Origin of the sequence: Bacillus pfraonensis (assembly GCF_050768835.1) — a bacterium.
Taxonomy (GTDB): domain Bacteria; phylum Bacillota; class Bacilli; order Bacillales; family Bacillaceae_G; genus Bacillus_A; species Bacillus_A pfraonensis.
On the sequence record NZ_JAHCDO010000054.1, the window covers coordinates 1 to 13,605 of the forward strand.

15 protein-coding genes and 2 rRNA genes are annotated in these 13,605 nt (G+C 35.8%); 1 reads left to right on the forward strand and 16 read right to left on the reverse strand.

All coding sequences use genetic code 11. The features are described from left to right. From yabG to metG, 5 genes are all read right to left on the reverse strand, one after another. A partial coding sequence (yabG, locus tag KFD70_RS27265) for a sporulation peptidase YabG (protein WP_431613496.1) occupies window positions 1–822 on the reverse strand: 822 nt, incomplete at its 3' end. A 407-nt stretch (window positions 823–1,229) separates the two neighbouring features. Continuing rightward, a complete protein-coding gene (gene rsmA / locus KFD70_RS27270) occupies window positions 1,230–2,111 on the reverse strand; it encodes a 16S rRNA (adenine(1518)-N(6)/adenine(1519)-N(6))-dimethyltransferase RsmA (protein ID WP_431613497.1) in 882 nt (293 codons plus the stop codon). After that, window positions 2,108–2,665, reverse strand: a complete 558-nt coding sequence (gene rnmV / locus KFD70_RS27275; protein ID WP_241818405.1) for a ribonuclease M5 — start codon at window positions 2,663–2,665, stop codon at window positions 2,108–2,110. The genes rsmA and rnmV overlap by 4 nt, the downstream gene beginning before the upstream one ends. Before the next feature lie 239 nt (window positions 2,666–2,904). Continuing rightward, window positions 2,905–3,672, reverse strand: a complete 768-nt coding sequence (locus KFD70_RS27280) for a TatD family hydrolase (RefSeq protein ID WP_336454070.1) — start codon at window positions 3,670–3,672, stop codon at window positions 2,905–2,907. A 179-nt stretch (window positions 3,673–3,851) separates the two neighbouring features. Next, window positions 3,852–5,834 (reverse strand): methionine--tRNA ligase, encoded by a 1,983-nt coding sequence (metG, locus tag KFD70_RS27285; RefSeq protein WP_431613498.1) that lies wholly within the window; start codon window positions 5,832–5,834, stop codon window positions 3,852–3,854. 364 nt (window positions 5,835–6,198) lie between these two features. On the opposite strand from metG, the gene abrB reads away from it, so the two are divergent. Then, window positions 6,199–6,483, forward strand: a complete 285-nt coding sequence (gene abrB / locus KFD70_RS27290; RefSeq protein WP_097897759.1) for a transition state genes transcriptional regulator AbrB — start codon at window positions 6,199–6,201, stop codon at window positions 6,481–6,483. A gap of 20 nt (window positions 6,484–6,503) precedes the next feature. Here abrB and rsmI read toward each other — a convergent pair whose 3' ends face one another. The 11 genes from rsmI to KFD70_RS27345 form a co-directional block, all read right to left on the reverse strand. Beyond that, window positions 6,504–7,379 carry a 16S rRNA (cytidine(1402)-2'-O)-methyltransferase gene (gene rsmI / locus KFD70_RS27295; RefSeq protein ID WP_336454072.1) on the reverse strand — a complete coding sequence of 292 codons (876 nt, stop codon included), beginning with the start codon at window positions 7,377–7,379 and terminating at the stop codon, window positions 6,504–6,506. Next, window positions 7,348–7,638, reverse strand: coding sequence for a GIY-YIG nuclease family protein (locus KFD70_RS27300; RefSeq protein WP_241818401.1), 291 nt, complete (start codon window positions 7,636–7,638; stop codon window positions 7,348–7,350). Before KFD70_RS27300 ends, rsmI begins: the two co-directional genes overlap by 32 nt. Then, window positions 7,625–8,365 carry a tRNA1(Val) (adenine(37)-N6)-methyltransferase gene (locus KFD70_RS27305; protein ID WP_336454073.1) on the reverse strand — a complete coding sequence of 247 codons (741 nt, stop codon included), beginning with the start codon at window positions 8,363–8,365 and terminating at the stop codon, window positions 7,625–7,627. The genes KFD70_RS27300 and KFD70_RS27305 overlap by 14 nt, the downstream gene beginning before the upstream one ends. A 118-nt stretch (window positions 8,366–8,483) precedes the next feature. Next, entirely contained in the window at window positions 8,484–8,834 is a 351-nt protein-coding gene (gene yabA / locus KFD70_RS27310; protein WP_336454074.1) for a DNA replication initiation control protein YabA, read from the reverse strand. Between the two features lie 14 nt (window positions 8,835–8,848). Continuing rightward, complete coding sequence (locus tag KFD70_RS27315; RefSeq protein ID WP_174102892.1) at window positions 8,849–9,676, reverse strand: PSP1 domain-containing protein; 828 nt, start codon at window positions 9,674–9,676, stop codon at window positions 8,849–8,851. Window positions 9,677–9,681: 5 nt separating this feature from the next. Then, window positions 9,682–10,665, reverse strand: coding sequence for a DNA polymerase III subunit delta' (gene holB / locus KFD70_RS27320; RefSeq protein ID WP_336454075.1), 984 nt, complete (start codon window positions 10,663–10,665; stop codon window positions 9,682–9,684). A 35-nt stretch (window positions 10,666–10,700) separates the two neighbouring features. Beyond that, a complete protein-coding gene (gene tmk / locus KFD70_RS27325) occupies window positions 10,701–11,327 on the reverse strand; it encodes a dTMP kinase (RefSeq protein ID WP_336454076.1) in 627 nt (208 codons plus the stop codon). An 8-nt stretch (window positions 11,328–11,335) separates the two neighbouring features. Next, on the reverse strand, window positions 11,336–12,754 hold the full coding sequence (locus KFD70_RS27330; RefSeq protein WP_431613499.1) for an aminotransferase class I/II-fold pyridoxal phosphate-dependent enzyme: 1,419 nt from the start codon (window positions 12,752–12,754) through the stop codon (window positions 11,336–11,338). 82 nt (window positions 12,755–12,836) lie between these two features. Continuing rightward, window positions 12,837–13,016: a sigma factor G inhibitor Gin gene (locus KFD70_RS27335; RefSeq protein ID WP_336454078.1), complete on the reverse strand. Its 180-nt coding sequence runs from the start codon at window positions 13,014–13,016 to the stop codon at window positions 12,837–12,839. Window positions 13,017–13,256: 240 nt separating this feature from the next. After that, window positions 13,257–13,372: ribosomal RNA gene (gene rrf / locus KFD70_RS27340) — 5S ribosomal RNA — on the reverse strand. A gap of 49 nt (window positions 13,373–13,421) precedes the next feature. Then, window positions 13,422–13,605: ribosomal RNA gene (locus KFD70_RS27345) — 23S ribosomal RNA — on the reverse strand; the annotation flags it as partial.

The window sequence follows — 13,605 nt, forward strand, 5'->3', positions numbered from 1 at the left end:
TCCTCGGGTCTCAATACCACCGAGACCTTTTTGCCCAGTAATGGTGTTTCGAACAACATCCCATACGTTTACTCGTTCCATAAATGAAGTAAAACTAATCTTTCCCACTACATAGACTGGATCCAATGCATGAATATTAATACGCGATGGTGAGCTAGCAAAATTAGCACCAGCTCGGATTAAAGCTTCAAAATGAGACTGACATGCTCCAGCAAAAATAACAAGTTGATCTAAAGAAGGATATTTTTTCCGTACTTCCCGAACAGCCTGTACAAAATGCCGAGAATGACGGTAAGCTGCTAAATCTCCCATAACTCCTTTTGATTTTGTATATGCATCATGTCCTGTAATTACTAAAATATCTGGACGAAAATGATCGATTAAATCGACTACCTTTTCATGCATTTCTGTTTCTTTGCAATGTATCCCTTGAACTGGAACACCTATCTTTGTATATAGATCTAAACATTTCCGTAAATATAATGGGTCTCCATCTACATGCAAAACCCTACCTGGCATTTGAAAATAATTAACTTCACTCGTATATCCACCTGTAGAATTATGTTCGTGACGTTGCTTCATCAAAACGTAGTCCTGATGAAACAAACGATATGTTTGCTCCATCGTTTCCTTTTCACGCTTTGCTCTTTTTTTATACTCACGCTGATCAATGATAATTAAATCTTCAAGCGGTGCATCTGCTATGAGCCTAACTTCTTCTCCAAACAATATTGCAATTTCACCTTTTATTTCTGTAATACGAAAAAGAATATCTCGATTATACGAATGTCGTTCTACTAAATCTCCCACATGTACAGCCATTATCCTACCTCCAAACTCATTAGGCCATCTCACTAACCATCTTCTGTTCTTAACGTATGAATCCAGAGTGGAAAAGGTGACAAAAAGGACAGCTCCAATTGAGCTGTCCTTTTATTGTTTATCACGCTATTATGTGCAGTAAGACCCTCCACCTCAAAATTCAGTAAAAGCAAAGGATGTAGGTGGGAGACAACTGACTGTAAAAGCCCGATTGATAGGAGCTGATAATCAATGGAAGATGAAACCTCCCACTAATTAAAGTTTTACTTTATCCCGCACTAACGGGCAGTAATACTCCCACCTCAAAATTCGGCGGGAGCAAAGAAGTTAAGTGGGAGATAAACTGCCCGTAACGGCCCGATTAGTTCAACTAATAATCAGTGGGGGATGAAGAAAACCCCCACTGATTAAAGTTTCACTTTATGAGAGACTAACTCATTACTCAGTGCTGCGAATTCTTCAATTGATAATGTTTCGCCTCTTCGTTTTGGATCAATGCCTACTTCTGTTAAAATACGCTCTAATAACTCTTTATCTTTCGGGAAACCGTTTAGATTATTTGATAAGTTATTCATCAACGTTTTGCGACGTTGTGCAAAGCTTGCTCGTACTATCTCAAAGAAAAACTTCTCATCTTTCACTTCTACAATTGGTTTTGGACGTTTTAAAAGACGAATAACTGCAGAATCTACATTTGGTTGTGGTACAAATACAGTACGAGGAACAGTCATCACTGTTTCTACTTCCGTATAATATTGGATTGCAATAGATAAAGAACCATAATCTTTCGTGCCTGGTTTCGCAGCTAAACGATCGCCTACTTCCTTTTGCATCATAACAACAAATCCGCGCACTGGTAGCTTTTCTTCGAGTAACTTAAATAAAATTGGCGTTGTAACATAGTAAGGTAAATTAGCTACCACCATTACGTCTTGCCATTCGTCAAATTGCTCTCCAAATACTTCATGCACATCTGCCTTTAAAACATCCTTATTAATAACAGTTACATTACCATACGGAGCTAACGTTTCATCTAAAATTGGTAATAATCGTTGATCAATTTCAAATGCTACTACTTTTTTAGCACGCTTTGCTAATTGTTCTGTTAAAGCTCCAATACCAGGACCAATTTCAATAGCTCCGCTCTCTGATCCGATTTCTGCATAATCGACAATACGATTTAATACGTTTGTATCAATTAAAAAATTTTGCCCTAAACTCTTTTTGAATGAAAATCCGTACTTTTCAACAATGTCTTTCGTACGATTCGGTGTTGCGATATCCTTCATTTCTTTTCCTCCTGTAATACTTGTTTATATGCTTCCGCAAATGCTTCTTTTGAAACTTGAAACATTTGTAAACGTTTATGTAACTGCTTCGCGTTTGTATAACCGATTTTTAATAGTTTACCCATTTTTTCTCTACGACTTTTTGCCTGTTCTCCGCCCACTAGACCAGCATCTACTAAGTCGCTCCAACTAATTTCACTCGTATAAGCTTCCATTTCTTCATGAACATTTTCTAAAGCACGGCGAATGGATTCATTGGAAGCATGTTCAATCCCGACTCCTTTTTTTCTTTTTGCAAGTGCCTCTTCTTTCGGTAAGAAAGCATGCTTACAACCCGGAACCTTTTCAGAAATAATTTTCCGAATACGTTCTCCTGGATAATCAGGATCCGTCAAAATAATAACGCCTCGTTTTTGCTGTGCCAATTTTACTTGCTCAATGACATGATCACCGATTGCTGAACCGTTCGTCTCAATTGTATCTGCATCAACAGCGCGCTTAATTGCAACTGTATCATCTTTACCTTCTACAACGATAATCTCTTTAATTTTCATGACTGCCTCCACACTCATTTCGTCTCTACTTAGTAAAACAAAAAAACGAATACTTTTCCATTATTATTTTCCCATTGATACAATTTAAAAAGCAGAGGAGAAAAAATCCTCTGCCTACCCTTCTTATTGTAACACTTTAATCTTTACTTATTTTTCCCCATACATATATCTGCTAATTAACTAAATTGTATTTTCGCTCTAAAGTAACAATACAAGAAAGAATGGAAACCCATTCCTTCTTATTCAACACCAAATAAAGATTTTGCATTTTCTGTAGTTACCTTTGCAACCTCTTCATATGAAATACCTTTTAGGTTAGCAATTTCTTCTGCCACAAGTTTCACATAGCTTGGCTCATTTCGTTTTCCCCGAAATGGATGTGGTGTTAAGTATGGACAATCTGTTTCTATCAATAACTTTTCCATCGGAATCTCCATTGCAACTTCTTTCGGTTTCTTTGCATTCTTGAAAGTTACTGGCCCACCCAATGAAATTAAGAAATTCATATCAATACATTGTTTTGCTACTTCTACACTGCCACTAAAACAATGCATAATGCCTCCTACCTCAGCTGCATTTTCTTCTTCTAGAATATCCACGATATCTTGCGTTGCATCACGATTGTGTATAATAATAGGCAAATTCACTTTCTTTGCTAACTGAATTTGTTTACGAAATACTTCTTTCTGTACTTCTTTCGGAGATTTGTCCCAATGATAATCTAATCCCATTTCACCAAGAGCAACAACTTTTGGATGTGCTGCTAACTCTTCCAACCAAACTAAATGCTCTTCTCTCATATCAATTGCATCAACAGGATGCCAACCAACTGCTGCGTAAATAAAGTCATACGTTTCTGCAAGTTCCATTGCTTTTTTTATTGTTCCTTCATCAAAACCAACAACAACTGTATACGAAACTCCAACTTCTTTCATTCTTACAATGACTTCCTGTAAATCTTCTTCAAATTGCTCTGCATTTAAATGTGAATGTGTGTCAAACAACATAGCAAATAACTCCTTTTATTTGAAATAAACTCTCTCATGGTTAAAAATCTCATCCCTAACAACATAATGACAACGATAGTACAATCTTAATACAAAAAAGGAACTTTTAAAAAGATTCCTAACAAGAAAAAAGATGCTTCACGAATGTTACACGTGAAACATCTCTTATTTTGTCAAGACTACTTGATTTTTGTACCATTTGGTAAATTTTGATCAATTGTCGCTAACGAAAGTACGCCATTTTCTTCGCCTGCTAAAATCATACCTTGTGATAATTCACCACGTAATTTCACTGGCTTTAAATTCGTTACACAAATAACTTTTTTCCCTTTTAATTCTTCCGGTGTGTAAAATTTAGCAATTCCAGAAACAACTTGTCGCTTTTCTGTTCCTAAATCAAGTTGAATTTTTAATAGTTTATCTGCTTTTTTTACAGGTTCTGCTTCTATTACTTCCGCCACACGCAATTCAACTTTAAAGAAATCATCAATTGTAATTTCTTCCGCCTTCGGTTCCTCTTCCTTTTTCTCTTCCACTTTAGGAGCAGAACCTTTCATTTGTTCTTTAATATATTCAACCTCTACTTCCACCTCTAAGCGCGGGAATATTGGCTGTCCTTTAACTACTTTTGTACCAGCTGGAATACAACCAATCGTAGAAAGACTATTCCAAGATTGATACGCTTCATCTGTAAGGCCAAGTTGCGCAAATATTTTACTTGGTGTTGCTGTCAAGAATGGCATAAGCATAATACCCGTTTGACGCAGCATTTCAGCAAGGTGTGCCATTACGGAAGCAAGTTTATCACGATCATTCTCGTCTTTTGCCAATACCCAAGGTTGTGTTTCATCAATATATTTATTCGTACGGCTAACCAATTGCCAAATGGAGCTTAATGCTACTGAGAACTCCATGTTCTCCATTGCTTCTTCTACTTTTTTCAATGTATCTTGCGCAAACGCTACTAACGTTTCATCAAACTCTGTTACATTTTCTTTAAAAGCAGGAATTTCTCCATTAAAGTATTTATCAATCATAGCTACTGTACGATTCAATAGGTTTCCTAAGTCATTAGCAAGGTCAAAATTAATTCGCTCTACAAAGCCCTCTGGTGTAAATACACCATCTGATCCAAATGGAACTTCACGAAGTAAATAATAACGCAATGCATCTAATCCATAACGATCAATTAACGTAACAGGATCAACTACATTGCCTTTTGATTTACTCATTTTTCCATATTTCATTAAAATCCAACCATGAGCAAATACCTTTTTCGGCAATGGTAAATCTAGTGCCATTAAAATAATTGGCCAATAAATTGTATGGAAACGAACAATTTCTTTTCCTACTAAATGAACATCTGCCGGCCAATACTTTTTATACTTTTCTTCATGATCTGTTCCATATCCTAGTGCTGTAATGTAGTTAGATAATGCATCTACCCATACGTAAATAACGTGTTTAGGGTTACCTGGTACACGAATTCCCCAATCAAAAGAAGTACGTGAAACTGCTAAATCTTCTAAACCTGGTTTAATGAAGTTATTAATCATTTCATTTTTACGAGATTCCGGTTGTATGAAGTGTGGATTGTCTTCATAAAACTGTAATAGTCGATCTACATATTTACCCATTCTAAAGAAATAAGATTCTTCACGAACAAGCTCTACAGCATGGCCGCTATCTGGACTTTTCCCCCCAACTACTTTGTCACCTTCCATAATTGGATCAACAAGCTGGTGTTCTGTGTAGAATGTTTCATCTTGTACAGAGTACCATCCTTCATACTCATCAAGATAGATATCACCTTGATCGACAAGTTGTTTAAAAATCTTTTCGACAACTTCTTTATGACGGTCTTCTGTTGTACGAATAAAGTCATCGTAAGAAATGTCCATTTTCCCCCACAGTTCTTTAATCCCTGCTACAATGTTATCAACATATGCTTGTGGCGTAACTTGCAATTCTTCTGCTTTCTTTTGAATCTTTTGTCCATGCTCATCAGTACCTGTTAAATAATGAACATCATATCCTTGCATGCGCTTGTAGCGTGCCATTGCATCTCCCGCTACCGTCGTATAAGCATGTCCAATATGAAGCTTTCCGCTCGGATAATAAATTGGAGTAGTAATATAAAAGGTTTTCTTTTCCTCTGTCATTGTTTTAAGCCTCCCAAATGACCTCATATGTATTTATAAACAGTATATCAAAAACTGACGCATAAAAACGAATTAATGCTCGATTATCTTTATCATCTATTACTCATTTCCCAAAAAATATACAGTGTTTTTTCTGAAAAAATTGATAAAATTAAAAAATGCAGTAAAAATACTTGTGCAATTCTTTTATTTTCTATTATATATAAAGAGTATAAAAATCTATAATTCTTTCATAAAATATAGAATTTAAGAATTGACGGAAATGTAAATGATTGGTATCATATGTTCATAGGGTATTTTGTCGAAAAATGACGAATTAAAATATAGACTCACAAACTTACAGAATATGAGGAGGATAACGAATATGAAATCTACTGGTATCGTTCGTAAAGTTGATGAATTAGGCCGTGTTGTAATTCCGATTGAATTACGTCGTACATTAGGTATTGCTGAGAAGGATGCTCTTGAAATTTACGTTGATGACGAAAAAATCATCCTAAAAAAGTATAAACCAAACATGACTTGTCAAGTAACTGGTGAAGTATCTGATGGCAACCTTTCTTTAGCTGAAGGTAAAATTATTTTAAGCAAAGAAGGCGCTGAACAAATCTTAAACGAACTTCAACAATATATTCAAGCAGCAAAATAAGCTTCTCAATTATGAGAAGCTTATTTTTTATCGACATGATAGATTTGATAGACGTCTCGTTTCGACAAATCTCGATCTTTTGCAACTTGTTTAATTGCATCCTTTGAGGACATTCCTTGCTCGTTTATATAATGTTCGATATGATCGTATACTGATATAGTTTCCCACCACTGTTCCTCTGAAGCAGCTTCCTCTTTTGATCCAGATACCAATATACAAAATTCACCACGAACTTCATTTTGTTTTGTCCATTCAATCGCTTCTTCTACCGATCCACGAATAAATTCTTCAAATTTTTTCGTTAGCTCTCGGCACAATACAATCTCTCTATTTCCAAGCACTTCTTTCATAGAAATTAACGTATCATCTAATCGATGTGGTGCTTCGTAAAACATCATCGTAGTTGGAACATAGCGAAGCTTTTCTAATTCCGCTTTACGTTCTTTTTTATTTCTTTGTAAAAATCCATAAAAATAGAAATGTCTCGTCTCTAACCCCGATGCAATTAACGCTGTAAGAGCAGCGTTTGCCCCCGGAAGCGGAATAACATGATATCGCTCCTCTACAGCTGCTACCACAATGTCATAGCCGGGATCAGAAATGCAAGGCATACCCGCATCACTTACAAGAGCTACTGTTTTTCCATCTTCTAGCTTATCTAAAATTTTCTGTCCGCTTATTTCCTTATTGTGCTCATGATAACTCATAACTGGTGTTTCAATTTCAAAATAGTTACAAAGCTTTTTCGTCTGCCGTGTATCTTCAGCAGCAATGATATCAGCCTCTTTCAATATCCGAATCGAACGAAACGTCATATCTTCTAAATTACCAATCGGTGTCGGAACTAAATATAAGACACCCTTTTCATTTGCTTGAAAGCTTTTTTGCTGCCACATAGCGCTCTCCTTTTTGCATATATTCTTCTTTGTCTTTTCGTTTTAACTGTTTAAAATGATATTCAGCTTGCATAGCTGTCGTTTTCTCTTCATGAACCTCTACATATTTTAAAACAACAGGAAGCCTAGCACGAGTATAACGTGCTCCCTTACCGCTATTATGGGTTTGAATTCGTTTCTCTAAATTATTTGTATACCCTGCATAATAACTTTTATCTGAACATTCCACTACATAAAAATAATGTTTATTTTTCTCCATATAAGATTGAACGAAGCTCCTTTGTATATTCATTATTTTCCTCATATACGAAAAGGGGCGGTAAAATTTTCAAATCTGCATTTCCATCTTTAATTCCTTCTATTAGTAGCGTATTTGCTTCCTTCCCTGCCTTTGGATATACAAACTGCACACGTTTTGGTTCAATCTTATACTTTCTCATTAATGTTACAATATCAAGTAATCGGCCTGGACGATGAACAAATGCTACTTTACCGCCTTGCTTTACAAGCTGACTACTAGCATATACGACATCCTCTAATGTACACATAATTTCATGACGAGCGATAGCTAAATGATCGTTCATGTTTTTCTCAGATGACTTTGGCGTTTGAAAATATGGTGGATTACATGTTACAACATCATATTGATGGCGCCCCAGCCGCTCCGGCATATCTTTTAAATCTCCATGTATTAAATAAATTCGCTCTTCCAGATTGTTATACTGAACACTTCTGATTCCCATATCATATAAACGCTCTTGAATTTCTACACCTGTAATCTTACCTTTTGTTCTTGTACTTAATAAAAGCGGAATAACAGCATTTCCTGTACATAAATCAAGTAAATTCCCCTTTTGAATCGGAACCCATGCAAAATTTGCAAGTAATACTGCGTCTAAAGAAAAATTAAACACAGATGGGCTTTGAATAATTTTCATTTCTTCCGCTAGTAAATAATCTAAACGTTCATCTTCATATAAGTTCATATACAATTCCCTTTCTTATACTTAACCTACCCTATTTACGTTAAAGCAAAAACTATTCCATCTTAACTTTACTCACATGTATAAAAAATTACCTTTCCAATATATTGGAAAGGTAATTTCATTTTTTATTTAAAAATGACAGACAGAATAAACAATCTCCTTCTTTACGTACACTTCCATAATGTAAATTACAGATATGGAAACCTTCTTGATATAGACGAGCTAAGTTATCATATCCTTCACCAATATCCGTTTTAGGTTTCATTTCTTTTCGCTTTTGAGTTTTTTGTTTTTCCTTAATCTGTACTTCTTCAAAACGACGTCGCAAATTTTCATTTTCCATTTTAATATGTTGGTTTTCCTCAAGTAACTCTGCAAGATGTTGCTTTAATTCTCCCAACTGCTTATATAAATGTCCAATTTGCTCTTCCATACTGGAAACCGCTGCAAAAATATCCTTTTTCTCCACAAGCACCCACCTCATTAATCTGTGGTTTGACTCGAAACGACCCCTTCATTAATTAATTCATCTAACGTATATTCTACTATCCGTTCCTTGTCTACTAGTTCCACTTGAATTAATCTTTCTAAAATATTTAATCCGATGACGCGCCCAAGCCCATGCGGCGTTTGTATACGTTGATCTAAATCAGGAAGTTGCTCTTTTGCCGCTTCATACTCGTCATTCTCATATTTTAAGCAACACATTAATCGGCCACATAAACCAGAAATTTTCGCAGGATTTAATGATAAATTTTGATCTTTCGCCATTTTAATGGATACGGGTTCAAAATCACCTAAAAATGTAGAACAACAAAGCATACGACCACATGGACCAATACCACCAAGCATTTTCGCTTCATCACGAACACCAATTTGTCTTAACTCAATTCTTGTCCGGAAAATTGCAGCTAAGTCTTTTACAAGCTCACGGAAGTCAATACGACCATCCGCTGTAAAATAGAAAATGATCTTATTACGATCAAAAGTATATTCTACGTCTACAAGTTTCATATCAAGCTTGTGTTCCCCTACCTTTTGTTGACAAACTTGATATGCTTCTTTTGCAGCATGTTTGTTCTCTTCAACAACTGTCCGATCATTTTCATTCGCAATGCGAATGACTTTCTTTAACGGTAGTACCACATCGTTTTCATCAACCTGCTTTTTTGTAATAACTACTTTCCCATATTCAATACCTCTTACAGTTTCCACGATCACAAATTCATTTTCTGAGATATCAAATTGATTCGGGTCAAAGTAATACACTTTTCCGGCCTTCTTAAAGCGAACACCTACTACATCATACAAAACGGTCATCCCTCCTGCAACCGCAACACTAACTGTTCGAACACAAGCTGCGCATTTACATTAGCGTTGATTCTATTTTTTGCTTCTAATATATTAAAAAGAGCTGATACAATGCGCTTCTGAGCGTAGGAGAAAGAATGAAACATCTCCTTTTGCTCTTGAAAGACAAGACGATCTTCTTCTCCTAGTTGAACATATAATAAATCCTTATAAATAAGGAGTAACATATCTAAACCTTGTTGTAATTGTTCCTTCTCTCCAAAGTGTTTCCCCCACTTTTCTTGTACAAAAAAAAGAGAGGCTGTATCTTTTTCGAGCGCTTCACATAATTTTATCACTAAAGTTCGTGCTTGTGCAAACCATTCATCATTGCACAGTAATAATGCTTCCTCAAAACTATTCGTAAGCTGTGCAGCAAGAGTAGATAAAGAAACCGGAACTCCATCCGCCTGTAATCTCTCAATTAAGGCTTCTGCAGCGAGGGGTCTAAATGTTACAACTTGACAACGGGATAAGATCGTATTTAAAATTTGATGACTTTGTTCAGTAAGTAAAATAGCCGTTGTATCGCTACTTGGCTCTTCTAAAAATTTCAATAGGGTATTAGCAGCATTTGCCGTCATTCGATCTGCATGCTCAATAATATATACCTTTTTATTTGCCTCTAAACCTGTTTTTGAAAACTCTTCCTGTAAGTCATGAATTTGTTGTTTTTTAATAGATAATCCATCTGGTTTTACAACGTGTAAATTGGGATGATTACCTGAATCAATCCGTCGACAATTCGTACATGTATGACACGGCTCTACACCTTTTCTTTGTAAACAAAGAAAACTTTTTGCCATTTGAATTGCTGTTTCGTATTTTCCAGTTCCTTTTGCACCTTCTAACAAATAAGCATGGGATATACGCTCTTTTGCAATACTATTCATCAACATCTTTACACCAATGGGTTGTATAGCAGAAAGCTGCTCCCACGTCCTCGTCATAATGCATACCTCACTTGTTTTATACTTTCCTTCTATTATAACAATTTATCTTCTATAAGCTGAATAACTTCTTCCATAATCTTTTCTATTGATTGATTTGCATTCACAACAACTATGCGATCTGAAAAACGATCTACAAGCTGTAAGTACCCTTCACGAACGCGTTCATGAAATTTCATACTTTCCATATCTAAACGATTCACTTCACGATTAACATCCTTTTCAATGCGAGCTAAGCCCACTTCAGGTTCTATATCTAGATAGATTGTCAAACTAGGCATACAGTCTTCTGTTGCAAATCGATTAATTTCAAATACTTTATCAATTCCTAACCCTCTTGCATAACCTTGGTAGGCAAGAGAACTATCAATAAAACGATCACATAATACAAGGTAGTTTCTATCCAAAGCTGGCATAACTTTTTCAACTAAATGCTGTCTACGTGCTGCAGCATATAGTAATGCTTCCGTACGTGCTTCCATCATCGTATACTCTTTTTTATGTAAGATTTCTCGAATCTCTTCTGAAATTGCGATACCCCCTGGTTCTCTTGTTGCTATTACTTTTTGTTCTTTCTTTTCAAAGTACGGTAACAACTTTGTAATTAATGTTGATTTACCTGAACCCTCTGGTCCTTCAATTGTTACAAATAATCCCTTCATCCTAAAACCTACTTTCTTTCTATATCATACATATTCATATGTTTTATATTTCCTTGAAAACGGGCACCTGTTTCTTCTAAATAAGAAATTTGTTCAATGTGCTCTGGGGTAATTTCTTCTCCATACATAAGTAAGGGAATACCCGGTGGATACGGAATAACCATATCCGCTGCAATCATTCCGGCAGCTTCTTGTAAAGATACAACTTTTTTCTTATACTTTTCTAATTGCTTATAAGTAAATGGTAAAGAAGAAAAGCCTCCTTTGTAAGTATACCGAATTGATGGTCTCTTGTCTGTTACCGTATAGTTACGTAATGCCAGCCGTATGACTTCTATCGCTTTTATATACTGCTTATTCACTTGCAATGGCAAAATAAATAGAACATTATATGGATCTGCCATTTCTGCGTACATACCTATCTTTTCAAATATAGATTGTAATTCGTATCCAGAAAGCTCACAGCGCGTTTGTACCGTAACCTTGAGCTCATCTTGCAAAGGATACTGTAAAACAGCGATTTGTGGAATACGCTGTAATTCCTCTCTAAACCTTCTCACAAACCCTACAATTTCATGACAGCCCTTCTCCTTCATATTTGCTAATGCAAAACGAGCTACATCTAGTGAAGCCATAATCGGGTAAGACGGGCTGCTAGATTGTAACATGCTTAAATAGGAAGAAACTTTTTCTTCATTCACTAAATTACTATTGATATGTAGATAAGAACCCATAGTCATAGCAGGTAATGTCTTATGTGCTGAATGTACAACTATATCAGCACCGTATTCTAATGCTGATTTAGGAAATGGCTGCCCTATACAAAAATGCGCTCCATGTGCCTCATCTACTAAAACAGGAATTTTATGTGCGTGTGCACATAAAATACTTTCTTTTAGATCAAGCCCCATACCATAATAATTAGGATGTGTTAAAATCAATGCCTTTGCTTCTGGATATCGTTCAATCGCTCTCTTAATAACCTCATGCTGAACTCCAACTGGCACGCCATACAATTCATCAATCCAAGGCTCTAAAAACACTGGATTCACTCCAGCTAACTTCAAACCATTGATAATAGACTTATGGCAATTTCTTTGCACAAGAACAATATCATGCTCCTCACAACATGATAAAATCATTGCCAAATTTCCAACTGTAGAACCATTAATTAAAAAATAACTCTTTTTTACACGATATACATCAGCCAGCAATTGCTGTGCTTCATCTATACATTCAAACGGACTATGCAAATCATCTAATCCTGTTAATTCTGTTACATCGATAGAAAGTACATCACTAAAACCTGATTGTGCTTGTTCCGGAAAATTCAAACCATTTTTATGTCCTGGAACATGTAAAGATAAAGGTTTTTTATCTTTAAACTGAATTAACGCCTCATATAACGGTATTTGATTTTGATTCATGTTTATCTCTTCCTTACTTTTCATTCTCTACCTATTATACAGAGATATTAAAGCAAAAAAAATAATAGGCATGTGTGCCTATTTATGAATACGATACTTGGATTTTTCGCAGTTGTTGTAAATAGTATATATATTTAGGATCATTCGTTTCGGTTTCTACCATGTCCCGTTCACAATCATCACATATAAAACTCATTTGTACATGTATACCATCATCTTTCCTATTCTCACATACAATGCAAACCTCATGTTTTGTTTTCATATCTTTATCCTAATCATTCCCACCTAACTGAGAACAATATAAGATATTTCCTCCCCTCTATTTTAAATCAAAATATACCTACTCCTATTCCTTAACACTTTTCTGAAAAATATACATCGTTTTGTTATATATATGATATGAATCGCAACTGGGCATTGTGTTTGTCACCTATACAATGAAATAAAACTTTCATTTCGTATAAATGAAAAAAGCACGAGTCAATTGACTCGTGCTTTAATTGCTTGGCGACGTCCTACTCTCACAGGGACAAGGTCCCAACTACCATCGGCGCTAGAGAGCTTAACTTCCGTGTTCGGTATGGGAACGGGTGTGACCTCTCTGCCATCATCACCAAACTATGAAGGCATATTCCTTCAAAACTAGATAACATTTGCTTCATATTATATGGTTAAGTCCTCGATCTATTAGTATTCGTCAGCTCCACATGTCACCATGCTTCCACCTCGAACCTATCAACCTGATCATCTTTCAGGGATCTTACTAACTTACGTTATGGGAAATCTCATCTTGAGGGGGGCTTCATGCTTAGATGCTTTCAGCACTTATCCCTTCCGCACATAGCTACCCA

What these genes read in the sequence shown, in the direction of transcription:
- KFD70_RS27335 (WP_336454078.1), bottom strand. Translation starts at nt 13,016, where the DNA reads ATGAAAACAAAACATGAGGTTTGCATTGTATGTGAGAATAGGAAAGAT.
- rsmI (WP_336454072.1), bottom strand. Translation starts at nt 7,379, where the DNA reads ATGTGGCAGCAAAAAAGCTTTCAAGCAAATGAAAAGGGTGTCTTATAT.
- KFD70_RS27330 (WP_431613499.1), bottom strand. Translation starts at nt 12,754, where the DNA reads ATGAATCAAAATCAAATACCGTTATATGAGGCGTTAATTCAGTTTAAA.
- KFD70_RS27280 (WP_336454070.1), bottom strand. Translation starts at nt 3,672, where the DNA reads ATGTTGTTTGACACACATTCACATTTAAATGCAGAGCAATTTGAAGAA.
- KFD70_RS27300 (WP_241818401.1), bottom strand. Translation starts at nt 7,638, where the DNA reads ATGGAGAAAAATAAACATTATTTTTATGTAGTGGAATGTTCAGATAAA.
- holB (WP_336454075.1), bottom strand. Translation starts at nt 10,665, where the DNA reads ATGACGAGGACGTGGGAGCAGCTTTCTGCTATACAACCCATTGGTGTA.
- abrB (WP_097897759.1), top strand. Translation starts at nt 6,199, where the DNA reads ATGAAATCTACTGGTATCGTTCGTAAAGTTGATGAATTAGGCCGTGTT.
- KFD70_RS27305 (WP_336454073.1), bottom strand. Translation starts at nt 8,365, where the DNA reads ATGAACTTATATGAAGATGAACGTTTAGATTATTTACTAGCGGAAGAA.
- rsmA (WP_431613497.1), bottom strand. Translation starts at nt 2,111, where the DNA reads ATGAAGGATATCGCAACACCGAATCGTACGAAAGACATTGTTGAAAAG.
- metG (WP_431613498.1), bottom strand. Translation starts at nt 5,834, where the DNA reads ATGACAGAGGAAAAGAAAACCTTTTATATTACTACTCCAATTTATTAT.
- tmk (WP_336454076.1), bottom strand. Translation starts at nt 11,327, where the DNA reads ATGAAGGGATTATTTGTAACAATTGAAGGACCAGAGGGTTCAGGTAAA.
- rnmV (WP_241818405.1), bottom strand. Translation starts at nt 2,665, where the DNA reads ATGAAAATTAAAGAGATTATCGTTGTAGAAGGTAAAGATGATACAGTT.